A 23,604-nucleotide genomic window follows, 5' to 3' on the forward strand; every position below is an offset into this window, starting at 1 on the left:
ATTCGGATTGGGAGAAGAAAGTTAAGCCAGATATGCCGAAGATTCTCCGAGCGGCAAAGCGGCAGAGACTGAAGCCACTCTATACCGGTAAGAAGCTCGCAAATAGCCGCAGGTGAAAGTTAGTAGAGAAGCGGTCACATATAACTGAGACCGCAACACTAACAGCCACGTAAAACAAAGGCATAAGGCTTGCCTGGGATGCAATCTGCTCATCCATGAGGGAGACGACGAATCGGATTAAGTTTCCGTTCCAAATTCGCGGTCAGTTCCTGCAGATGATCCTTTGCTTCGAACCGGGAAGCCTCAGCCTCAATGAGGGCTTTCTTGGCAGCCCTCTTTTCAAGTCACTCATCTATGCTGGCTCCAATATGTAGACGAAGCGCTGTTGACGCTGATTCGTGTTGCGCTTGTTAACAAGCTGGAACGCCTCCAGCTCTGGCATACCCGCCATTAAAGACGCTGGGACACCCATTTCTTGAAAATCATCGGCAGCGAACGGGATACGCTTCACGTCTCCCGTCTTCAAAGACTTCTTTAGGTAATGTGTCGGTCTCATTAGTTAACCGTCCTTTCCTAAACGCGTGTGTAGCAATTGCCGATCCAGGATTTTTGCGCTGTCCAGGGCCAAAGTGTTTATGGCTGTATACAGTTATGTTTCGGAATGGATCCGGGCGATACACCAGGGCGGGCATAGTGAAAACTAACGAATCAATCCGTCTTTAGGAGTGTTCTCGCGCGAAGTCGGGTCTGAATCCCGATCGGGGGAAACAGTCCGCCGGAGCTTGCTCGAGTTGCGAGGTGCCGGGGATCCAAGAAGAACACCAGAGGGTGTTCTTGTATCAACGAGCTCTATTGCACCAGTGCGATCTCGCTAACGTGGTAAATCGTGCTGGAGCTGATGTTCATGGTGACGGCTCCATTGCCGCCCAATTGCAGGGCGTCAACGATAATCAGTTTCAAGGGGGGAGATGCATTGCAACACTGCTTGCTTGTTGGACCTTACTGGCCCCGCAGATGGACCCAAATCGGAGGTGGCGGAGAGCTAAGTTGTTGAGATAAATGGTGACCCGGGCAGGAGTCCAACCTGCGACCTTCGGAGTTCCCTGCCACACGTATTTTCAACAACTTAGAGAAAACACTTAACAATAAGAATCAATAACTTAGAACCCTGCGCAATCCTTATTGGACTCTTATTGGCCCCTCAAATGGACCCGCGCTGAACCCACTGCGGCACGAACGGCAGTTCAGCGTCCCAGATGACGGCCAGTTCGGCGTGGCGGGAAACAGGAGCAAATCTCGAGGTCCGAGAGCCGTGCCGACATTCATCTCTCGACATTGAAGCGCTACGTCGAGGCAATGGGGGGCACGCTCACGCTTGTTGCTGAGTTCCCTGACAGTTCCCCTGTGAAGCTCACCGGGTTCGCGGATATCGCCAAGTAGGCCTAATTCAACTGCACTGAAGCGGACCAGGTGATGACTCGACAGCATGCACTCGCCCAACTTTCGGTTTTCAACCGCAATGGCCTACGCGTTCTGCCTCCTCGACACATGGTCGAGTTCTCCGCAACACGAGGCCGAGCTGCGGGAACTCGCGACGTCTCTAAAGAAAGAGTTGCAGGAAGAATATGAGCGAGTCATTCCCGCGCGGAGCCAGAAAAACATGACTCTCTTTGAGCTAACGCTCTATTCGCCAGCAATCGAGGAACTGTGGTCGGAAACTGGAATCAGCCGCTTGAAGCCCGATGGGGCGATCACCAAGAAATGGAACGACATCTTCGAAGATGTAGCCTACAAGCTGTCAAAATATTCTTCTTAAACTTCGAATCCAGGGCGGGTTGGCGAGAAGCAACTACTATTCTCGACCTCGTCGCCAAACAGGAGATTCCCACCTCTGCCTGCTCGACCTTAGCAGTCAGAATTCAGCTCTCATTCGGGACGGTATCGATCACCTCACCCGCACCATCGAGCTGAATCCCGACTACGACAATGCCATGCGGTATCTGAATCTCGCCTATCGCCACCACGCGGATCTGTCATGCGGCGACGACACAAAGCGAAGCGAAGACCTCACACTGGCAGCTCAATGGAGTCAAAAGGCAATGGCAGCGCGAAAGCACAACGAGGAAACCCGCGTCAGCCGAATCCATAAGTAGGAGACGGGCGTCCCACCCAAGCCTGGGACCCATTTTCCGCACGGACATTTCGACCCGGTTCCACGAAAGCTCCGTATTGCCGGTAATACGCCACTGCCGGCTACCAAACTATACTCCTCAGCGATGAGGAGAGGCCGTTCTGAAGCAGCTATCAAGATCGATCGTTTCCTTGCTGTTTTGTCTGTTTCGAGACCCCTTGGTTCGTCCGCAGATTCAGAGCGGGCCAAACCCGAACCCACCTGCAACCAAGACGGTACCCTTTGCGTGAAGGCTGACGTGGAACAGTCCGTAGTCGTGAATCCGCTCTATTTTGAGGTCCGTGTAAGGTGCTCGGAGCAGATCAAGTACGCCCAGAAGCCCTTCCATGAGTGATGCGAGCTTGTAATCGCTTCGCCCACTCCGGCGCATCAGTTCTCAGGGACTGCGTATCCGCATCGCCCGAGACTTCTGACAAAAGCTTGCCCGTTTTCACATCATAAAGGCGGTAGTCTCCAACCTCGGGACCGTGCGTCGGTCCGTAGACGACCGCCACCTGCTTGCCACCTTCGAGAAACATCCAACCCCACACCATCTGGCCCTGACGGAAGGTATGGAGCACCTGCTTGTGCTGAAAGACGACAACACTCAAGGGGATCGAATAGGACGTACAACAGTTCTCGACATTAATCGTCCAACCGAGCGTTTGGCGATCTTGCGCTAACTCAACTCCAGAAAACCCGACCACGTTGAAGACAATTTCCTTATCGGTGCTGGCCTTCAATGGTGGAAGGGTTTGGACAGATTCCGTTCCGTCACTGTAGATGATGTGCAACGGGCCGGTCTCGTATCCAGAACCGGATGTCGGTTGTGCGATGAAAAACTTCGTAATCTGAGCCGCTTGCGACGCGTCTTTCATTTGCAGAATCGTCACCGAGGAGTGTCCAAATGTCGTTGCGGGTAACCAAGCGACCGGCAGAAACACCCATGCAAGAGAGGGACCTTTCACGAGCACCATCCATCGCTGCGAGTTGATCGACGAAACTTCCGATAGAAGTCTACCGCGTTCTTGCTGCAATCAGGAGCTAGGTCATCGACGGCGAGCGTTGTTTCCGGCAAGCTATCAACAAGTTCGTGGAGACGAGAGCGGTCAGTCATGGCTGGATCGCATGCCAGGCCGGTCGTCGGCAATTCGGAAGTTTGCGTGCCGATGAATGTCGAAGAGCATAGTCGCCAAGTAACTCACCGAAGCTGGGCTCGATGGGTGATTTGCCCTGTTCTCAACAGAAGGGTGGCGACAGAGACTCGGGAGACGAGGGGGGAAGGCTTAAGCAAATCTGTATCGTTTGCGGACCGTCTTTCAGCGGCCCGCAATCGTCAGTCGTGAGAGACCTCTTGAAAAGAAACAACACTCTTGTTCAGTGGTAGCTCGTGTGTTCGTTGCTGCGCACTTGAACTACCCTTTGTGGGCATGAGGGTGTAGTGGTCAATGACATACGGAATACCCTCACCGATGAGCGGTTTGGGGGATGTTGTGACCTCGAAGTGCAAATGAGGCTCGCGGGCATCTCCAGAGCCACCAATACGCGCGAGGACTTGTCCACGACGGACATGCTCCCCAATCTTTACCCGGATGCTCCCTGGTTGGAGGTGGAGATAATAGGCGTATTGTCCATGACCGAGATCCAAGGTAATGAAGTTGCCTGGGACAGTATCGAGTGTGATTGGTATAGCTGGGTGGAATGCATTTCCGTGCCCAGGAACGTTCTCCGGTAGACCATCTCTGACAGCGATGACACGGGCATTCGCAACCGCGAGCGCAGGCTTCCCATAAGAGAAATAGGAGTCTCTTTTCGTCGGATCTCCGGACAAGGTAACCCCATTTTGCATTTGTTGCCAGTCGATCGCGTAGCGTTCATCGATGGCCGGCTGACCATTAAGGACGTGTACCCCACGACGATGGTGATTGTCGGGACTATTATCTGGAGCGTCATCAGCAATCCAGTCCGGCCCTTCTACAGGTGGACCTAGTACTTGTAACGGCGTGTGATGTGTTTCAACAATAGCGCCTTCTGCTACTAATCCGGAAGCCACGACACGATGAGCGAGTCGTGGGGGTATTTGTGCAGTTCCGTCAAATTCGACCGACATAAACACTATGACAGTCTGACCGCCTGGGATTTGAACTGGCACCGTCGGCTTTCCAGAAGTCAGAAGCGCAGTCATGGACTGAAGATTCTCACCATCAAAGACCGCGATTGGTTGGGTCGGTGCGTCAGGGTTGATCACCTCTATGCGGTCTAGGGCCGCAGCAGAAGGCATGAAGTTAGTGAGGTGTAACTCGTAGAAAAGATGGATACGACCTTCACTCGGAAATGCAGTTGGAGCGAATGGAATGCGCGTTTCCATCTGAAGGGGAAAAGGAGCCTGCTTCGGTGGCTGCTGGCACGGTGCCGCAATGCAAATGGAGGCGGTCATCATGGCAAGAAGGAAACGGAATCGCATGCCCTGTGTTACGAAGCCGACATCAAAAAGTTCCCGGCTTCTCAACTTGAACTTGACACCGCCGGGCCTTCTCATGGAAGGTCCGCTCAACCTCACGAGCGATTTATCGCCGAAGCACTCATCGAGAGGGGCTCGATCGGTGCCTCGCCGGAGTCAACAAGTGAGCATCGTGGTCAAGATGCTGCTGAATGGCCGATCGAAGTTTTCTTCCCCGAGAGATACGCCACAATCCCTTGTCGCCGAATGGCAGTTCGATCCCTAATCACAACGCAGTGCTGTTATTGGATCAACGCGAGAAGCTTCCCGCGCAGGAACTGCGCAGGCGATTCCCGCAACCACGCCCAGCACCAGGACGCCGCCCAGAAGAACGAAGGGGTCTTGGGCATTGCCGTCACTCCACTGTGCAACGAATTTGCTCAAAACCACCGTGAGCGCCAAACCACATAGGACACCGCTGCCCACACTCAAGAATGTGGACGCGAAGACAATCCGTAAAACATGACCGCGCCCAGCCCCCAGCGCCAGTCGAATCCCAAACTCATTTGTACGCTGAGCTACGGTATAGGAAACGACGCTATAAAGACCCACAGCAGCCAGGATCATGCCTAGTGCGGCGAACAATCCAAATATCCACGACACCAGATGATCTTGTTGCCACTTTGGCTCGTTGCTGATCCAAGTCTCCAAATCCTCAACATTGTTGTAAATCTGCTGTTCTGGATTCACCGCATTCACCTGAGTCGCCAGGGCATGCATGAGTGTCAAAGGAGGCACGTCCGACCTCGCAAGGACTTGGGTCCCCTCGCTCATGCTTAGCGTGTAGGGAATAAAAATCCCTGGTTTGACTGGATTTTTCAATCCATCGTTGCGTGCATCTCCGACAACTCCCACGATCAACAGCCATGCATCCGCAATACCTGGCACGGACAAGACCTCCGGCGGCCGGCTTTCGATGCCCAGCAGCTTCAACGAGTGTCCGACGGCGTCGCCGTTCGGAAAGTAAGATCGCGCCAGCGTCTGGTTGATCAACGCTACGTGGGCGCCGTTCCGGTTCTCCGTTTCGTTCCATAGCCGTCCTTGCAATAACGGAATGCGAAGCGTCGGGAAGTAACCTGAATTGACAAGATTGAGAGAACCCAGCTCCTGGTCTGTCGCAGGCTTGCCCAATTTCAAATCGCAGGTTCCATCCGTTGCGTGGCGGAGTTGCATTGCTTGAGATCGCGGTCATCGTTACCCCAGGAGTTTCCGCGATCTTCGAACGCAACTGTTCAAAGTAGGCCGCACGAGCAGCCCATGTGGTAAACGAATTCTTATGGAGTGGAATCCCCACCGACATGATATTGTGCGGGTCGTAGCCCAGAGGTGCATGCATCAACCGCGCAAAGCCCTTCATTGCAGAACCCGCTCCAACAAGTAGTAGAAGGGTGAGCGCAATCTGTCCGGCGATCAGTGCGTCATGCGTTCTGCGCCCATGCACGCTTCCGGCTACACGTCGAGTTCCCGACAATGCCACACGGCTCAACTGCGGACGCGAGAGCTGCAGCGCAGGCCACATGCCGAAAAGAATCCCTGTGCCCAGCGCGACGCCGATGCTGAACATTAGTACTGGGAAATTAACGTGTATTAGTACCTCGGGCGCGAAGGCATACTTCGGCAGCACCACTTGTAGGACCGCGAGAATGCCATAAGTCAGAGCCACGCCCAGCGCGGCCCCGATTGTGGACAGCAGCAGTGATTCAGTGAGCAACTGTCGTACTATGCGCCGTCGGCTTGCCCCAATCGCTGCTCGCACAGCGAGTTCATGCTGTCGTGCCGTGCCACGGGCCAGCAGCAGAATAGAAACATTGCTGCACCCGATTGCCAGGAGCAGCCCCACAGCGCCAAATAACAGATACAAAGTTCCGCTAATACTCTTGACGACCCAGTCGTTCAGTCCTTCCACCTGTACCTTGAAGTGTTCGGGGAACTGTTTTGGACTGCTTTGAGCGAGCCGCTCCAGTAAAGGCTGCAAATCAGCGTTTGCGGCGTTGTGGGTCACGCCTCGCTTCAGAAGAATGTCGATCATGTACCGGGAACTCTGGGTCTGAATCAGCTTGAGAGGGAGAAAGACATCGGCGCTATACCAAGTGAAGCGTGGCGCGGCTATACCAACGATCACGTAGTTCTTCCGATCCAACTGCAATGTCTGCCCCAATACTGCTCGATCCCCCAAAAGTGCTTCTGCCAAAACTTGTACGAAAGCACAACTACAGGCTGCGGCTCTTGACCATCAGGAGCGTCCGAGGGTAATAGTCCCCGTCCCAGGACAGGAGGCACACCCAGTTCATTAAACCCGTTCGCGATCAGGCTGATTGCGTTAACGTTCTCGGGTAGATCGTGTCCGGTAAGGGTCATGGGATCATAGTCCATCGCGAGCACGCCCTCTACGCTCCGCAGCTGCTGCAACTGCTCAACCTGTTGACCATTCAGATTGATCCAATCGCCTGATCTTATTTGCTGTTTACAGTCAGCCGAACGATGCGGCCGCCGCAGGATATGGATACGGATTTACGAGCGCGGCATAAATGACGCTAAAAACCGCCGTGGTTGCCCCAATACCTACAGCCAGCGAGACCACCGCCGTCAGGGTAAGCCCTGGATTTCGAAAAAATTGGCGCGTTGCGTACCGGACATCATGAAGCAAGGTCTGCATACACCGTCCCTACAACATAGAAGTTGCTGCCCATGTTCGCATAAAAATGACTCTTGCAGAAACGTGTTCGCTTAAGTGCGTCCCTACTACTTTCGAGCGCCACAGCCAATGCACTCGTTGAAGGGATCGGCACCGAAAGTCGGCCTGTGGAAGGTGATTTCTGGGGCAATTACTTCCGCCATACGCGTTTATGAGGACAGATGCCTGACTTTGTACTCGATAAGAGAGAATGGTAACGAGCGAGGTACGGCGGGCAGATGGATCAACAGTTTTGGCAAGACAAGTGGGCTAGCAATAAGATCGCGTTTCACAATGCTGAGGCACATCCATTGCTGGTCCGGAACTTCCGTGCTCTGGGACTACGGAGGGAGGCCCACATTTTCGTGCCTCTCTGCGGCAAGAGCAGGGATCTGAATTGGCTAGCTCAGCAAGGCTATCGCGTTACCGGAGCCGAACTGAGCAACCTCGCAGTCAATCAGTTCTTTCAGGAGCTAGGCGAACAGCCTACAGTGTCCACGTGTGGTTCCCTGCAACGTTGCGAGGGAGGTTGGATTCGTGCTCTTCCAAGGCAGCATCTTCGATCTCACTCCGGACCTTCTCGGCCCCGTCGATGCCGTGTACGATCGGGCAGCTTTAGTCGCCCTGCCGGCAGGTCTACGCGACGAATATGCGAGCCATTTGACAAGCCTAACGCGAGCGCGGCGGCAACTTCTGATCTGCTATGAGTACAACCAAGCTTGCGCTGAGGGGCCACCTTTCTCCGTACCTGAAGACGAAGTAAAGCGGTTGTATCAAGCGACCTTTGCAATAGAGCTTTTGGAGAATCAGAGGGTGGAGGGAGGTCTGAAAGGCCGTTGTCCCGCTACTGAACGTGTTTGGCTCCTTCGGTAACGACGAGTCCGCTCCTATTTGTCAATTTTGGCTTACGCTAACGTCGCTGACAAGGCGGCGCAGAGCACAGTTCATTGAGAAAGAATGTGGCGGATGGTTTGGAATGGCCAGATCCATAGAGGCGGCGTACGGGCAATCACATCTCCGCGATTCTCGATGAGCGCATTATCGCCAATGCGCTCATCGACGTGTGCTGGGCAGGGATGAGCGTCTGGCCAATGTTTTGTCCGTAACAGCATGGCGGCATCCTGGCTTTATCCAGCACTCGCCGCACGAAAAACAGGCCATGGAAATGACAGAGTATGGAAAGCATGAAAGCCATGAAGCCGGCTTTCCACCCTTCCCACGCTCCTTGGAAATCCCTGCGGGATTCCCACATTCCCACGGCCTCGACGATTAGAGATATCTTCTTGTCCCCCCTGAAACCCGAATCATCGCCACCGCAAGGGGCTTGTAACGGATGTCTGAGGTCCACAACGTAACGCATGTCCAGGTACACTCCCCCTAGTGGACTGTAACAGCCGAATCCGTAGTGGGCAGGATGGAATGAGAGCGATCGCGATAGGCGCACTTGATCGCCTTGGCGCTAGGTTATGATGTCGGATGTGGCCGTGAAGCCCGATGCCGATGAAGCACAAGGATTGCGAAGAGCGCAACCAGCCAGCAACCCTGATGGAGCGCGGCTTGGCAGCCATCCAATCACCAGGTAAGCCCAACGGCCTTTCTCATTGCATCCTCGAATGCCTGATCGTCGAGGTTTCTTCGCAAGCCCACAATCATCTCAGCGTCTTGGCCGACCGGGACACGGAGGGGTGTTGCGGGATCTTCGATTGCACTGGCGATGGCCAATGCGACCACTTCAGGTCCGGTTGAACCAGATGGGCCCGTCATCTTGGTGTGGGCTCCGGCCCACTGCTCCCAAAGTCCGGCGTAGTCGGCTGGTCCCTTATGAGGCTCGATCGGTTTTATGCCAGTAGCGATGTTTCCAGGCTCGATTAACACGCTGCGTATTCCAAAGTGACGGACTTCCAAGTGCAGTGATTCGGTCATGGCTTCGAGCGCGAACTTGGAGGCGCTGTAGGCTGCTCCGAGCGGCGAGGAGACTCGGCCGTTCACACTCGACACATTCACGATGACGCCGGAACCCCGCTTTCGCCAGGCGGGCAAGACCGCCTGGATGATGCGCAACGCGCCGAGCGTGTTTGTCTCGAACATCTGTCGGAAACGATCCAGTGGATAGCCTTCCACCGGCCCTCCGCCAAATATCCCTGCGTTGTTGACGATTGCATCGAGCGGACCAATCTTTTTAAGGCACCGCGCCACGGAGTCATCGCTGGTGACATCGAGCACATGTGCCTGGATGCCTTCCAATCCACTCAACGCGGAGATGTCGGTGGCGACGACTGAATGCCCTCGTTTGGCAAGCACCTGCGCCGTTTCCATTCCTATGCCGCGTGCCGCGCCTGTAATCAAAATCTTTAGTGCCTTTGACATTCGGAAGTCCTCTTGCGTGTCGTAGATAGTTGGACTGTAGCAGCTGAATCCGTAGTGGGCAGGATGCGATGAGTCTACGGTCTCTCACAAGCTGCCGATATCAAGCCGTTGTTCACATTTACGGCTTGAGCGGGGTGTTTGCCGATTCCAGCCCGGATGGGAGGACAACACAAAACACGGTCCAACTCTTTCCGGGGGTTGTATTACTTTTCACTCGAATCGACCCGTGGTGTCTGTTCACGATATTGGTGCAAACCCAAAGTCCTAGACCGGTGCCGACATCTGTCTTGGTGGTAAAAAACGGCTCGAAAAGCTTTGAACGTAAAGAGAAAGGGATACCCGGCCCCGAATCGGCGACGGTAATGCGAACTGCTGACGATCCATTGCTATGAAGACGGGTCGCATCGATCCGGATTCGAATGAGACCCTGTGAGCCGACGGCATCGATGCTGTTGCTGACAAGATTGGTGATGACCTGGCGAATCTCCCCGGCTACCGCATATATCTCTGGGTCTCGTCGAATTTCCGAGAGAATTTCAATTCCCCTCTTCCGTGCACGCGCTCCAAAGAATGAGACCAGCGAATCGAGCATCGGACCGATTCTTACAACAGATGGAGCCTTGGATTCGCGGTAGAAGCCAAGAGTTTGCCGAGTGAGATGGGCGATGCGTTCCAGTTCTTCATCAATTGAATTGAGGTATTTCTGCACATCTTCGCGAATGGCGGAGCTCTTGGCCAAATACACCAGATTCGTTACTGCTTCGAGAGGGTTATTGATTTCGTGAGCGACCGTCGCTGCCATCCGTCCAACGGAGGCGAGGCGTTCGGTCATTCGCAGGGCACGCTCGGTCTTTTTTTCCTGAGTGATGTCCCGCGCAATCGAAGCCGCACCGATGACCCGGCCTGCTTCATCCCGAACCGGAGATATCGTCAGCGACACATCCAACCGTTCGCCGTTCCGTGTCACTCGGACTGTCTCTTGGCGTTCGATTCGTTCTCCGCGCCCGATAGTTTCCAGAATCTTCCGTTCGTCGTCGTGCAATTCGGGGGGGATGACGGCCGTGATCGACCGCCCGATCATCTCCTTTGCCGAGTACCCAAACATTCTTTCGGCGGCCGGATTCCACGTGGTCACAATTCCCCTGAGATCCTTGCCAACTATGGCATCATCGGACGACTCTACGATGGCCGCGAGTCGATTCTGGACTTGTTCCGCCTCTTTACGAGAGGTGATGTCGATATTGACCCCGGTCATTCGTACCGGCTGGCCCATTTGATCTCTGAAAGCCTGCCATCTCCCGAGAATCCAGTGAACGCTCCCATCGGGCCAGATGATGCGAAATTCCGCTTGGACGGGAGTATCGATCTGGATTGCAATTTCCACTTGACGGATTGTTGCATCCCGATCTTCGGGATGCAGGAGCTCCTGCCAGGCCTCCAGCGTGCCTTCAAATTCTCCTGGCCGAAGACCGTAGATTGCTTCTAGAGTGGGGGTCCACCGGTTCACATTTGTTTGAACGTTCCACTCAAAAGTACCTATGGTTCCGACCTGCTGTGCGAGGCGGAGGTGCTCCTCACTTTCTTCCGCGCGAGCTCGCTGATTCCGCATTGCGTCAAACAGGCTGGCATTATCCATGGCGATGGCCGCCTGTTTGGCGATACCCTCTATCAGGCGTTCTGCACGTTCAGTAAAGACACCCACTTGGGAATGACCGAAAAAGAGCCCGCCAATAACTTCCCCTGAACGCGAAATCACCGGAACAGCAAGATAACTGCGTACCGGCAGATGACCTGCAGGAATGCCATGATGGGGCGGATTCTTTCCATAGCGAGGATCGCGGAAGATATCGGCCACACGCACTGTCCCCTCGCCTCGAAAGGTAGGTCCAAATACTGCTGTATTGCGCGGCATCGGAAAATGGCTGAACGCCGTCTCAGGGACACCGGACAGTGTGTAAAGGAGATATTTTTCTCCTGCCTGATCGATATCGTTGTAGAAGAACGCCCCAAACTCAGCCTGGCTCAGTTCTCGGCCCGCATCGGTTATTGCCTGCACCAGCTTCTTCAGGTCAAGCTCAGAAGCCAGAGTAGAACCCACCCGATGGAGGATGCGCAGTTCTTCCTCGCTCTCACTTAAGGCTTCTATGGCGCGTTTGCGTTCGGTGATGTCCTGAATGGTGATGAGGGTGGTCTGGCTAGTATGGGTTCCCCGCATCAATTGACGAGCGTTAAGTGATAAGGTTCGCCGACCCACTCCTGAAAATTCAAGGTCGCACTCAAGTGATCGAGAATTCTCCTCGATGGATGAGTTGTCGCCTAATAGCGCCTGCAGACGGGGAATATTCCAGTCTCCGCTTCCCAGATGATAAAGGTGGGTTCCCTGAGATTCTTGACGCGAGGTCTGGAACAATGAGTAGAATGCCTGATTAGCTGCTTGAATCTTCAGATCGGAGTCAACAATCACCAGACCGTCGCCAATGGTATTGAGTACGACCTTCGTGAATTCACGTTCCTCAATTGCCCGTTCGATGCTTTCACGAAAAGCTGTGACGTTGGTGAACGTGAGTACGGCCCCGTTGATGTTCTGATCTGCCTTGTGACAGCCGACATCGACCGAAAAGCGCGATCCTTTGCCGTCGGCAACCTCCATCCGGTGGGAAGAACCGGTGGCGATGACGTGTTCGCAGAGTTCCTCTATTTGTAGTGTTCCAGCCGGCTTCTGAATGGAATGGAGGCGCTTACCATGATCGCCATCTGAAAGGGATAACAACCGTGCCGCCGCCGTATTGAAGCTGGTCACAGTCAGGTCGCGGTCAATGATAAGGATGGGAAGCTCGATACAATTAATGAGTTCCATCCCCGGCCAATTTGGAGCGGGACGCGCGTCGAGCATGGTTCAGTTCCGCCTCAAAAAAGCTTTCAAATTGACTGGGTGCGATATAGCGTGCCGCTCCGCTGAAGCACAGCGTCAGCTACCTGCGGCAGAAGTTGGCGCAATGCGAAAAGCAATGCCTGGGAGGCAGGCATCTTGAATGGAGGCGTGTAATGCTCCAGCAGCTTCTTTTCAAGCACGCTCGCCTCGACCGGCCCAACGATTTCGCGAAGTGCATCGGCGACTGCACCTTCGAGGCGATTGTAATTCTCGACGGGAATGAGATGCGAATGATTCTGCCCAAGCCTCGGCAGCATACGGGTATGAATCTCCCCATCGAAATTGTCCATAAGGAAAGAGCAGAAGATTGCAATTTCCTGTTCGTGCGCCAATTGGTCGAATAGGTCCTCAAGAGCCATGCTAGCGGTTGCATTGCCGCGTTCCCACAAAACATTCACCATCTCGCCCCACCAGCGCACCTTCGGATAACGGTTTCCACCTCTCGCGCGCGCTACTGCTTCGCCGGCAAGCCCCAGAAAGACAGGCGCATCTGGCATCTCCTGCCCCATGAAGCGAGGCAGGAGTTCGTCCGCATCGATCACAGACAACTGACCCCGCGACTGCGCTTCCGTAATATTCACGCCCTCCGCTTCGAGACGCGGATAGAAAGCTTCCCAGTGAGCGGCGGTGGGGACCAGGATCACACCTTCTCCGTGGGCGAGCGCAGCGGCAGCGAAGCGGCAGACGGCCCGGTTAAGAAACTGCTCATCCTGATAAAGCTGGACTATATGTTCGGTGGGCGCGGCATCGTGCAGGAGATTCCTCCAGGGCTCTTGATTCTCCGCTTTGTGACTACCACGGCAGCAGGCAGGTTGGAAGCCGGTCTTCGAAAGCTCCGGTGATTGCGAATCGGTATCAAAAGAACTCACAGTTGTTCCCCCAGTGCGGGAAAAGCTCCGCCATCTCGTTCAGAACACAAAAAGGCCTGTGAGCGTGAGATTCTTGGTCGTCTTGCCGGGTTGCTCAACTACATGAGTTGTCAAGTGAAAATTCGATACTACCTGGCATGTGCGGAAACACGGGCAGCGCCCCTAGCGAGGTCCTGGTTTCCTTATTCGTGCGGGTTAGCGCACCAAATTGTCAGGGCGGCGTTGCGGGCAGGAACAGGCCCGCCGAGATGGTGACAAAAGAAGTCACGCGGCGCTAGCCAGGGAGGAGACCTCACTCCTTCCGACAAGCCGACTTCTCAGTCCCAATGAATTTCTAAGGCGGGATTGACTTTGCCTGGTCTCTTACCCAAAGAAGCCAAGGGTCACGGTCGCTGTGTAGCTGCTCGTTCACAGGGGCGGGAGCAGCCCAGGTTCACTGTCAATTCAGAGGAATCCTTTGACCTTTTCAAGAACAGGAGATATTCCGCTCCACCCTTGTAGAAATTGGCAAAACAGCTTCCTCCGCGACCTCCGGGGCGAACACAGGTGTACGGAGGGACGTGGTCGTTGAAATCATCCCGTTGAGCAAGGTAGCCACGCAGAAGGAGAGAGCGCAGAGGACTACCATGAACGACCTCAACAACCCTGAAGGACACGACGGAATCAAGAACGCCTGTCGTCCACATGTTCGGGTTAGCTGGCGGGATTTGGTAGTCGGCTGCCACGGCTCGCACGATCACGTCAGCTCCTGAGACCGGTTCTTTTGGACTTTCTAGGCGCGAGACAGAACACGCAAGGGCGAACGATGGAAACCATTGCGGCAATCAGAGCGATAGTGTGCAGTTTCGACATCACGACGCAGACCTCCCAGGAAGAGCATCGTTTTTGTTTACAGAACTCACTCTAACGGCAATCTGCGCAGAGGTCCCTGACGGTTTCCGGTGAAGCTCAACGGCTTCGCCGCTATAGTCTAGTAGCCTGATCTAACCGCACTGAAGCGGACCAGCTGATTGGAAAGTGTGTCTCAGAACCTGTCCCGCTTTGCAGTTTCAGTTGCGATTGCGGCTATATAGCTTCAAGAAGAGAAAGCAGCAGACTATTGCACGGTGTCGGAATGCTGTGCTGCTGTCCAAAGCGAACGATGGCGCCAATGCGAGCGTCCGTCTCCATGGGACGGCCAGCGAGGCGGTCGGCCAAAAGCGAGTTCACCGAGTCGACGGGGAAATTGCGGTATTGAGCGAGCACTTTCTGAGGAAGATCCTCATCCAGAATTGCTCCTACAGCGCGACCTACCGCGGCGCATTCACGCACTACATCGAGTGTTGCTCGACCGATCGCCTCATCCTGAAAAACGCCAGCGGGCTTGCCCAGAAGCGCAGAGATCGAACCAGCGGAGTTGATACAGAGTTTTCGCCATGCGGCGGATAGAAAGTCAGCGGTCAAAGTAATCTGTGCGCCTGAGCCATCAAATATCATCCCGAAAGAACGGCCAAGCGTGTCTGCCTCTATGAAGAGTTCGACTGGCCCGCGTTGGTGCACGCTGTCAGGTGCTCGACGCTCGGCAGGGCAGTCGATAATGACAGGGACGATCCGGTCCGCTGGCACATAGGAAGCAAAGCGTTCGCGATGCTCCACCCCATTTTGAATCACCGCCACAGGAGCACCCTGTCTGCAGAGATGTTCGATCCACACCGCGGTGCCAGGAGCGTCGTACGTCTTGGTGGCAACTATGACCCAATCCACCGGTTGCGCCTGTGACGGCGCGGTAATGTTTGTGTAGTGGACGTGAATGCTCCTTCCAGGAGTCTCAACATCGAGGCGTGGCAGAGGCCGTCGCGTGCATAGTACAAGTTCGTGTTGTTCGGTGGACTGTAGTAATGCCGCGATAACACTTCCGATAGCGCCCACCCCGACAATTGCGATCCGTGCCATAGCACTATTATGGCAGTGGAATTGAATGCGACGAGCATCTGATTCGGTGGGCTGGAGTGCAGCAACGCCTCGCTTCCGATACCGATCGTGGCGCCAGTCGTTGCCCTACTGGTTCGGTCATGGTCTCTACCGTTCTAGATCAGGAGAGGAGGCTCATTTTGCTGCCCCTGTTGTGCATCGGAACGCAGCTCCGACCTTTCCGAGAACGCATCTTGCTATATGAACCCGCCTGCCTGCAGTGAGTAGCAGTGAATCCAATCGGAAACTTTGGCAATTCAATTGTGAGGATAAGGCTCACTCACAATCTCCGCGCATGGGAAAGCCACAGTGAAGATCGTCCCCTTCCCTACTTCACTGGCCAGGGTGATTGAGCCGCCATACACCTCCGTCAGACTCTTTGCGATGGACAAACCAAGCCCCGAACCTCCGTCGCCCGGTGTGCGCACTACATCCACACGATAAAACCGTTCAAAGACCTTGCTCTGAAGCTCGGCGGGAATGCCGATGCCGTCATCTATGACACGGAATCCTCCTCTGAGGCCATTTCTCCACATCTCAACTTGAACTGTCCCGCCTGTGGGTGTATACCGAACCGCGTTGTCGACCAGGATCATCATGACCCGTTCAACAACATTCTGGTTTCCTTTCAGGAGCAAGAGATCTTTTTCAAAGTCTGTCTTTATCTGGATATTCTTTCTGCGGGCAAGGGATAGAATCCTCGGTTCCAGCGCACGCAGCGACTCACTAAGCTCAAAGAGTTCACTCGGGGGCAGGTTATCGTTTGCGGATGCCCGTGCAAGGGTCAATAAATCTTCGATGACCCGCGTCATGTAGTCCGCTTCCGAAACGATGTGGTTCAGCGTTCTGCGAGCCGCGTCAGGCTGGCTGTCCTCCATCAGCAAAACCTCGGCAGAGGCCTTAACGACCGCGGTCGGAGTTCTCAGCTCGTGGGATGCATCTGCAGTAAATTGCTTGATCCTCTCGTAGGAGCCTGCAATCCGGTTCAGCATCCCGTTGATCGTCTCCGAAAGACGATCCAACTCGTCTCCAGTCCCCGTGATCGTCAGCCGCCGTTCCAGATTGTTTGCATCAATCGAATTTGTCGCGCGGGTAATTTCCTGGATCGGCCGTAATGCCCGCCCACCCATCCAATATCCAGTGCCCGCCGCGAAGAGCCCAGCCAGAGGTGTGATGAATACGAACAACCAGGCGAGACCAGTGAGCAATTCATGGTATTCCGTCTGGTCCACAGCAACTTGCACTACGAACGGGTATGGTCCCGCATATGCGTAACGGCTCATCGTTCTGTACGAGCGAGAGCCAACTTTGAGATTCCGTACTGTCGTGCCTTCAGACGGCTGCACATTCGGGATCACTGCCATCTGATCTGGCTGATAGATGAGATTGCCATTCTGATCTATAGCCCGAAACATCCGATTGCGTGGAAGAAGCGCAGCGTGTTCACGCAGCTCTTCTCCCAGGTTGTCCACCTGGTTGATGTCAAACTTGTGGCGTAGAAAGGCTTCAATGCCGTTGATGCCGGCATTCAACTCCTGGTCGGCAACCCGCCGGACGCCCCAGATGGCCGCCAGGTAGATTCCGCAACTCAGCAATGCAATGGTGATTGCCACCACTGCGGCGTACCAGATCGTCAAACGGATACGAATCGAGAAAGACTTCATAACTTTTCCGAGGCCAGACGATAACCGAAGCCACGTACCGTATGGATCAATTTGATCTCAAAGCCATCGTCAATCTTCGAACGCAGCTGCTTCATAAATGCGTCCAGGGTGTTGTTTTCGACCGTCCTCTCATAGCCCCAGACCGCGTTAATGATGGAATCTCGCCGAAGAACCGAGTTAGGACGGCGCATCATGTACTCAAGTAGCAGATATTCAGTACGCGTGAGCTGTATTGACCTTCCCGATCGGCTCGCATGGTGCGTGACAGGGTCGAGCTTCAGGTCTTCTATCTGGTAGTGCATGGAAGGCATGCCGACCCGTCGGCGCGCCAAGGCCCGTAGACGTGCAAAGAGTTCTTCGAACGCAAACGGCTTCGTCATGTAGTCGTCAACACCACAATCAAGCCCATCAACGACATCGGTGATCGTATCCCGAGCAGTCAACATCAGGACCGGAGTACCGATGTTGCGGGCTCGTAAACCGCGAGCGACCTCAAGCCCATTCATACCAGGCAGCATGATATCCAGGATAATCAGTTCGAACTCATGTTCAGAAGCGATCTCCAGCCCATCGCTGCCAGAGGTTGCCAGGACCGTGAGATACGATTTCTTCTCAAGCGCATCCTTCAGAAGCGGTCCCATCCTTGGATCATCTTCGACGACGAGAATCCTCATACACTCAGCCTACCGCCTAAAACGAGAACCGCGCTCCGAATTGAACTCTGCGGGCAGGCATCGCCGCGGTCGGATGCGAAAAGAAAGCAGACCGGACATTCCCGACATATGTTGTATAGGACGTCGTGTTGGTGACATTGAAGACATCGATCGACAGTCCAAGCTTTGCCTTCACGTCTCCGTTCTTCAGCCCCAGATCGTTTTCCTTCCCCCAATGAAGATCCAGCGCAGCGGTCCGTCCTCCCTGCAACGTATTTCGCGATACGCCATCGGGCCGAGCATTGAGGAGGCCAGTGTTGTAGCGATCGAACCCGGCCGTCTGCGTGTAAGGCAGGCCCGAATACAGCTTCACCGCAACGCCCAGGTTGAGCCAATGATCCTCATTGAAGGCTCCGAGCATGTTGAAGCGATGCCGCTGGTCAAGATCGGAATGGCCATACTCCCCAACGAGCGAATACTGATTCGCCGGAAACCAGGTCACACCGCCTGTGTCATTGTTCGTGTGGCTGAAAGAGTATTGAGTCATCCCCGAAAACCAACGTCCAGCTTTCCCTTGGATGGTGACGTCGAGCGTATTTCCAATCTGTTTCCCACGCGACTCCATCTGACGCACAATCCCGAAATTCGCTTCAGGAACGATTGAGTATGCCGGCGGCAAAGGGGCGTTGATATTTCTGGACCGCAGAAGAGATATCCCTCTCAGCCCCCGATAGGTAACCGCAAGGGTCATTCCCTTTACCAACTCATGTTCCGCCGTAAGGCTGTAGTTGATGTTGTACGGAACGCGTCCGCCAGGCTCCAATGTCACAAGATTTGTTGGAAAGGAGTTGATACCCGTACCTGAAGGATAAGGGTTTGGGTAGCCGGGATTCAGAAGAGTGACCGCTCGAATCGTGTGCCCGTTGTATCGGTTGAGATCGGCCTCCGGCGGCGCTCCGCTTCGGTCGAAGAAGACACCAACCCCGCCTCGCAACACAGTCTTCTGGTCGTTGAAGCGGTACGCAATGGACCCGCGCGGACCGAAATCGTTCCACGCCTTGAAGTAGGTCTGCCAATCGTAGCGAACACCGAAAGATAACTGCAGGTTCTTTCTCAGCTGAACCTGGTCTTGCACAAATGCACCCAATTCGTTCATCCAGAAGATTGAGCGTCCGGGCCCCGCCTGCTGCGTGAACGAATACGGCTTTCCTGATTGGTAATCGCCGATACTCGCGAAGTTGTACGTACCGCGCCGATTCGAATTGTCGTCCCATGCGCGTCGGCTCAAGTTGGGGATATTTACTCCAAATGTGACGTAGTGGCGCTTGTGAGTCCAACTCACCGTGTCATTGATCTTCAGATTGTTTTCGTTCTGCAGCATGTCGGCCTGGGCGCCGCCACCGGTGAAGCTTCCATCGACAATAATCTTTGGCGCATTGGTCGTACTGCGGATGGGCCCATAGTCCTGCTCATAGAACAATTGGATCTGGTTTAGAAGATCCGGAGTCACGATGATGCGCTGCGTGAAGATCACATCGTCCTCACGAATTCTCTGGTTTGTTCCGGCTTCGGCCAGGACAAGACCGCCTGCACCCTGATTCCTGGTCACGACATCGCTGACGTTGTATTGAAAGGAGACGCGGTTTGATGCCGAGAAGTCGTGTGAAATACGTGCTGCAAATTCCGTAGTGTGCAATGGCGTTGCAACGTTGGCGTTGCTGATACCGGTAAGCGTGATGGCATGCACAATGGCTTGCAGGTTATCTTCCTGCCGCGTACCGGAGATGAGGAACGTAGTGTGGTGGTCTGTCGCCGCAGGACCGGTGATCGAGCCCTCATAGATCCGCTTCTGCTCGAACGGCTTCGTCATAGCAAAGTAGTTCTTCGCATCCGTCACAGAGTCGCGCATAGTGAAGTTAAAGCTACCGTGTACACGCGGAGTTCCAGGTTTGGTAATGATGTCGATGCGTCCGCGGCCCGGTTGTCTGGTCTCTGCGCTGTACGGATCTCGATTGATCTTCACCTCCGAGATCGCGGAAGCCGAAACACCGGGCCCCTTCCGCTCGACGCCGTCAACAACAATGGTCACTCCCCCGGTGCCAATCCCCGCTTGATCGAGAAAGGGGCTGAGTGCCGCGATGTAGTTCTGGTCAAAGACCGGAACGGACTGCAGCAGACTCGCGTCCGCCCTGATCTGGTCTCGGTTGTTCGAGTCATCCAAGGAGACCGCATCCGGTTCGCTGGCGACAACGACTTCTTGTGCAACTGAACTTACCTTGAGCTGAATGGAAACACTGACCGCGTTCGCACCCACGGAGATATTTCTCTCGTACGCTTCGAACCCGTGGTTTGCTTCCACTCTCAACCGGTATTTGCCGGGCGCCACGTGTAAGAACTGGAAGCTCCCATTGTTGTCTGACGTTGTCGCCAACTGCCGACCATTAGCGAAAACCGCAACCTGAACCTCTGGAACATTCGCGCCATCTGGATCTGAGATATGCCCTGATACCGTGACTTGCGCGTAAAGGGTCGGCGACAGCAGGAGCAGAACAAGCGCCCGAAAAAAAATTCTGAAGTTCATCGAATGAAAGCGTATGCCTGGTGACCTGAATATTCCCTGAAACGAATCGTGAAATCGACGTAACAGAGCCTGACAACAATCGAGAAAAGGGGACGCGGCCGCATGTTGCGGCCGCGTCTCCTTAGAGCTAGTAATCGATGCGCAGGCTGAGCTCCAACTGCCGTGGTGTTCCGCTTCCGGTAGGGACCGTGCTGAAGGCGCTCTGAATCAAGCCAAAGTTTCCAGGAACGATCTTTGCGGCGCTTCCTGCTCCTGTCGAGGTCAATGCAACGATCGGCGAACCATACTGCGCTACATTGAACACATTGAACGCCTCGGCGCGGAACGATGTGCTCAGCGACTCCCAGACCTTGAACGTTTTCTGAAGAGCAATATCCGCCTGCCAATGGCCCGGTCCACGGACCGCATTGCGGCCGAGATTACCCCAGGTTCCATCTGCAGGCACGGCGAATGCAGCCGCGTTCAACCATTGCCGAGTTGTCTTACTGACCGGATAAAGAGAAGCACCAGGAAGAAGATTCGGACGCTGATTGCTGTTGATCTGATCGGGCAATACGCTTGCCGCGCGCGAAAGGGTTACGTTGAGAGGCAGTCCGCCGCGTACACTGCCGACTGCCGCCATCTGCCAGCCACCCAGAATCGTGTTGACCACAGGCCCAGCGTTGCCAAACACCGCATGTCCTCGGCCCACCGGAACCTGCCAAATAGTGCTGGCGGAGAAGTAGTGCCGCATGTCGAACTGGCTGTTCGCGCGCTCACAAGAGATGCAGCTCTGGTTCTGAGGAGCAATCGCTTCCGCTCCGCCAACCGAACCCGTGTCGATGGAGTGGGAGAGTTGATAGTTCGCAGCAATCATCAGGCCCGTACGATAGTCACGGTGCAGGCCGACCTCCAGCGCGTCGTAGGCTCTGTCACCCTGTGTACGGTTCCATGTAAAAGTGGAGTTGCTGTAGCTCGCATACGGGCGCTTCCCTGTCGCAGGATTGATTCCGTTGGCAATGGTGTTGCTCCACAGGCTGCTGCCTACGCTGCCAATGTACGACACCATCATCGATGTCCGCTTCGCCAACTGCTGTTGGAGGCTTAGCGTCCATTCGCTGATCTGCGCATCTTTACGATTGCGGTCCTGCGCGGAAGGGCTAAGGCTGAAGGCCGCGCTGCCGAGGAACGGATCGATGGGGAACCTCAGACCAGGTGAGTTCACTTGTGTAAGAGTGAAGCGTTGCGGAATGTTGCCCACCGCAGATCCCTGGTGACCAAACTGTCCCTGGCCATAGAAGATACCGCCGCCTCCGCTAATGACCGTCTTGTTGTGAAAGATCGCAGGTGACCACGATAAGGAAAGACGTGGAGCAATGTTGTTCCGGTCCGGGAAGTACCATGCACTACCCGATGGGCATTGAATATTCGGGCAGGTAGACGGATCCACGACAACGCCGCGGCCCAGGACATCGTGATCGACGCTCCAGAAGTCATAACGAAGACCGGCTGTGAGAGTGAGGTTCTGTTTCAACCTCACAGTGTCCATAAGGTAAGCGCCATACTCGGTCTGGCGCTGGCCGGTCATATTCGAGAACCCCTGGTAAGCGTATGAGTCCATTACATTCGACGTAAAGTTGGTCTCATTCAGATAGGTTGCAGTAATAACCGGAATCTTAGGAGTGTTCTTGTTCTCCTGGATACGGCGAACGCGCACACCGCCTTTGAAAACATGACTGGCCTTGACGAAGGTCATGTCATCGACAACGCTGTAGGCTGTGTCGTAGCGATCATCCGTCGCAGGCGTAGTCAGTGTGGCGAATCCGGTGACGGCCACGTTGTAGGGCAACAGCTGATCGCCGCCTTCGGAATATTCGTCGCGGTTGTAGCCGATACGAAAGTCGGTAAAGATCGACGGCGTGAAGTTGTGTGAGATGTCGATAACGGCATTGGGTGCGGTCAACGTATTGAATAGATTTGAAAGCTGGCCTCCAGGTGTGACCTCAATACCGTTCGGCGCCGTGGTGCGGAAGTGGTCTGTACTGTAGCGGCCGAAGATGCTGGTGCGAGTGCTCAGCTTATAGTCCAGCCGGATCATGCCGGAGTCTTCCTGCACAGGATTCCGTCCATTGCCGCTAAAGCTGATGGCATTCGGGTCCTTCGCCGTTGGCGTGCAATTCGCCGGGCATGGGTTGATATACGAATTGACAACGCCCGCAAGGCTCGGCGACTTGGCAATGAGTGCGGCGCGGTATGCCGGAGTCGGGACCAAGCCTGTCACTTGTGCTGACAACACCTGGCGGTACGCTTCCCAGTTTGTGAAGAAGAAGAAGCGGTTCTTGAGGATCGGCCCGCCAATGTTGGCGCCGAAGTTATTCAGGCGCAACTGCGGCAGGCCGGTGGAGTGCCAAGGCGTTGCATCGAAAACATTGTTGCGCAGATACTCCCAGGCAGAGCCATGGTACTTCTCTCCGCCGGACTTGGTAACAATCTCAATCTGGCCGCCGGCAGATCCGCCCTGGTCGGCACTGTAGGCGGCACTGCTTGCCTTGAACTGCGAGATGGCTTCCACCGGAATCTGCAGGCGCATGTCCAGCTTCTCGAACTGATGGTTAATACCCGATGCGTCGACCCCGTCCATGTGAAAGTTGTTGTCCTCCTGCGACAGGCCGACGAAACGAATCTGGTCCTGGGTGCTTCCAGCGGCATCCACCGCTCCTGGCACAGAGGCTTCAAGACGCTCGAAGCTGCGGCCATTCATTGGAAGCTCGTTGAGCTGCGCGCCCTGAACAACCCCGCCGATCTCAGCGGAAACACGGTTCAGATCGTCTTCCTCCGTGCTTACCTGAACCACGGTGTCGACGGCGGCAACTGCCAGCTTCGCGTTCATCTCACGGGTTTCACCAACTTGCAGTGCAAACGATTGAAACTTTATGGTCTGAAAGCCGCCACCATTAATGGTCTCTATGTAATTCCCCACAGGTAAGGAACTGAGCACATACACGCCGGCAGAGTTCGTGAGCGCCGTATAGGTCACTCCGCTCTCCATTGCGGTTGCAGTAACTGAGGCGCCACGAACCGATGCTCCCTGGACGTCGGTTACAGTCCCGGTCAAGGTGGCACGATCCGTTTGCGCCATCATCGGAACCACCCCGAGAAGAACGGACAACACCGTGCGTACAAGCGTTCGCATAATCGCTCCTGATTGGTTTGTTCGGAGCGATTACAACAAGGCCGCCTAAAGGAAACCTAAGAATTCAGGCTT

16 protein-coding genes and 2 pseudogenes are annotated in these 23,604 nt (G+C 54.8%); 4 read left to right on the top strand and 14 right to left on the bottom strand.

What is annotated here, in order from left to right:
• Positions 1 to 352 precede the first annotated feature (352 nt).
• Complete coding sequence (locus tag OHL21_RS14395) at positions 353 to 511, bottom strand: hypothetical protein (RefSeq protein WP_263417978.1); 159 nt, start codon at positions 509 to 511, stop codon at positions 353 to 355.
• 975 nt (positions 512 to 1,486) lie between these two features.
• Between OHL21_RS14395 and OHL21_RS14400 the strand changes: the two genes are divergently transcribed.
• On the top strand, positions 1,487 to 1,816 hold the full coding sequence (locus OHL21_RS14400; RefSeq protein WP_263417979.1) for a hypothetical protein: 330 nt from the start codon (positions 1,487 to 1,489) through the stop codon (positions 1,814 to 1,816).
• A gap of 19 nt (positions 1,817 to 1,835) precedes the next feature.
• Positions 1,836 to 2,153 (top strand): hypothetical protein, encoded by a 318-nt coding sequence (locus OHL21_RS24500; protein ID WP_399258516.1) that lies wholly within the window; start codon positions 1,836 to 1,838, stop codon positions 2,151 to 2,153.
• Between the two features lie 340 nt (positions 2,154 to 2,493).
• Here the strand turns inward: OHL21_RS24500 and OHL21_RS14405 are convergent, their stop codons facing one another.
• From OHL21_RS14405 to OHL21_RS14425, 5 genes and pseudogenes are all read right to left on the bottom strand, one after another.
• Positions 2,494 to 3,138 (bottom strand): hypothetical protein, encoded by a 645-nt coding sequence (locus OHL21_RS14405; RefSeq protein ID WP_263417980.1) that lies wholly within the window; start codon positions 3,136 to 3,138, stop codon positions 2,494 to 2,496.
• A 368-nt stretch (positions 3,139 to 3,506) separates the two neighbouring features.
• Positions 3,507 to 4,709 carry a M23 family metallopeptidase gene (locus OHL21_RS14410; protein WP_263417981.1) on the bottom strand — a complete coding sequence of 401 codons (1,203 nt, stop codon included), beginning with the start codon at positions 4,707 to 4,709 and terminating at the stop codon, positions 3,507 to 3,509.
• A gap of 183 nt (positions 4,710 to 4,892) precedes the next feature.
• The gene (locus OHL21_RS14415) at positions 4,893 to 5,807 is read right to left on the bottom strand and encodes an FtsX-like permease family protein (protein ID WP_263417982.1); all 915 of its coding nucleotides are present in this window, start codon (positions 5,805 to 5,807) and stop codon (positions 4,893 to 4,895) included.
• 415 nt (positions 5,808 to 6,222) lie between these two features.
• A pseudogene (locus OHL21_RS14420) lies at positions 6,223 to 6,699 on the bottom strand (FtsX-like permease family protein); the annotation flags it as partial.
• Between the two features lie 441 nt (positions 6,700 to 7,140).
• Complete coding sequence (locus OHL21_RS14425) at positions 7,141 to 7,326, bottom strand: hypothetical protein (protein WP_263417983.1); 186 nt, start codon at positions 7,324 to 7,326, stop codon at positions 7,141 to 7,143.
• 257 nt (positions 7,327 to 7,583) lie between these two features.
• On the opposite strand from OHL21_RS14425, the pseudogene OHL21_RS24505 reads away from it, so the two are divergent.
• A pseudogene (locus OHL21_RS24505) lies at positions 7,584 to 7,859 on the top strand (hypothetical protein); the annotation flags it as partial.
• 22 nt (positions 7,860 to 7,881) lie between these two features.
• Entirely contained in the window at positions 7,882 to 8,217 is a 336-nt protein-coding gene (locus OHL21_RS24510) for a hypothetical protein (RefSeq protein WP_399258521.1), read from the top strand.
• 699 nt (positions 8,218 to 8,916) lie between these two features.
• Here OHL21_RS24510 and OHL21_RS14430 read toward each other — a convergent pair.
• The 8 genes from OHL21_RS14430 to OHL21_RS14465 all read right to left on the bottom strand — a co-directional run bounded on the left by OHL21_RS14430 (position 8,917) and on the right by OHL21_RS14465 (position 23,532).
• Positions 8,917 to 9,711 carry an SDR family oxidoreductase gene (locus tag OHL21_RS14430; RefSeq protein ID WP_263417984.1) on the bottom strand — a complete coding sequence of 265 codons (795 nt, stop codon included), beginning with the start codon at positions 9,709 to 9,711 and terminating at the stop codon, positions 8,917 to 8,919.
• A 118-nt stretch (positions 9,712 to 9,829) separates the two neighbouring features.
• A complete protein-coding gene (locus OHL21_RS14435; protein ID WP_263417985.1) occupies positions 9,830 to 12,604 on the bottom strand; it encodes a PAS domain S-box protein in 2,775 nt (924 codons plus the stop codon).
• 26 nt (positions 12,605 to 12,630) lie between these two features.
• On the bottom strand, positions 12,631 to 13,512 hold the full coding sequence (locus tag OHL21_RS14440) for an MEDS domain-containing protein (protein WP_263417986.1): 882 nt from the start codon (positions 13,510 to 13,512) through the stop codon (positions 12,631 to 12,633).
• Positions 13,513 to 14,577: 1,065 nt separating this feature from the next.
• Positions 14,578 to 15,444 carry a 2-dehydropantoate 2-reductase gene (locus OHL21_RS14445; RefSeq protein ID WP_263417987.1) on the bottom strand — a complete coding sequence of 289 codons (867 nt, stop codon included), beginning with the start codon at positions 15,442 to 15,444 and terminating at the stop codon, positions 14,578 to 14,580.
• A 275-nt stretch (positions 15,445 to 15,719) separates the two neighbouring features.
• Complete coding sequence (locus tag OHL21_RS14450) at positions 15,720 to 17,126, bottom strand: sensor histidine kinase (protein WP_263417988.1); 1,407 nt, start codon at positions 17,124 to 17,126, stop codon at positions 15,720 to 15,722.
• Positions 17,123 to 17,800 carry a response regulator gene (locus OHL21_RS14455; RefSeq protein WP_263417989.1) on the bottom strand — a complete coding sequence of 226 codons (678 nt, stop codon included), beginning with the start codon at positions 17,798 to 17,800 and terminating at the stop codon, positions 17,123 to 17,125. The genes OHL21_RS14450 and OHL21_RS14455 overlap by 4 nt, the downstream gene beginning before the upstream one ends.
• Before the next feature lie 16 nt (positions 17,801 to 17,816).
• The gene (locus tag OHL21_RS14460) at positions 17,817 to 20,360 is read right to left on the bottom strand and encodes a TonB-dependent receptor (protein WP_263417990.1); all 2,544 of its coding nucleotides are present in this window, start codon (positions 20,358 to 20,360) and stop codon (positions 17,817 to 17,819) included.
• 127 nt (positions 20,361 to 20,487) lie between these two features.
• The gene (locus OHL21_RS14465; protein WP_263417991.1) at positions 20,488 to 23,532 is read right to left on the bottom strand and encodes a TonB-dependent receptor; all 3,045 of its coding nucleotides are present in this window, start codon (positions 23,530 to 23,532) and stop codon (positions 20,488 to 20,490) included.
• Positions 23,533 to 23,604 lie beyond the last annotated feature (72 nt).

This window comes from Terriglobus albidus (assembly GCF_025685425.1).
Lineage (GTDB): Bacteria > Acidobacteriota > Terriglobia > Terriglobales > Acidobacteriaceae > Terriglobus > Terriglobus albidus.

Excerpts from the sequence above, each read along its gene's own strand:
- OHL21_RS14400 (WP_263417979.1), top strand. The coding sequence starts at position 1,487 with ATGCACTCGCCCAACTTTCGGTTTTCAACCGCAATGGCCTACGCGTTC.
- OHL21_RS14410 (WP_263417981.1), bottom strand. The coding sequence starts at position 4,709 with ATGAGAAGGCCCGGCGGTGTCAAGTTCAAGTTGAGAAGCCGGGAACTT.
- OHL21_RS14425 (WP_263417983.1), bottom strand. The coding sequence starts at position 7,326 with ATGCAGACCTTGCTTCATGATGTCCGGTACGCAACGCGCCAATTTTTT.
- OHL21_RS14430 (WP_263417984.1), bottom strand. The coding sequence starts at position 9,711 with ATGTCAAAGGCACTAAAGATTTTGATTACAGGCGCGGCACGCGGCATA.
- OHL21_RS14435 (WP_263417985.1), bottom strand. The coding sequence starts at position 12,604 with ATGCTCGACGCGCGTCCCGCTCCAAATTGGCCGGGGATGGAACTCATT.
- OHL21_RS14445 (WP_263417987.1), bottom strand. The coding sequence starts at position 15,444 with ATGGCACGGATCGCAATTGTCGGGGTGGGCGCTATCGGAAGTGTTATC.
- OHL21_RS14450 (WP_263417988.1), bottom strand. The coding sequence starts at position 17,126 with ATGAAGTCTTTCTCGATTCGTATCCGTTTGACGATCTGGTACGCCGCA.
- OHL21_RS14455 (WP_263417989.1), bottom strand. The coding sequence starts at position 17,800 with ATGAGGATTCTCGTCGTCGAAGATGATCCAAGGATGGGACCGCTTCTG.
- OHL21_RS14460 (WP_263417990.1), bottom strand. The coding sequence starts at position 20,360 with ATGAACTTCAGAATTTTTTTTCGGGCGCTTGTTCTGCTCCTGCTGTCG.
- OHL21_RS14465 (WP_263417991.1), bottom strand. The coding sequence starts at position 23,532 with ATGCGAACGCTTGTACGCACGGTGTTGTCCGTTCTTCTCGGGGTGGTT.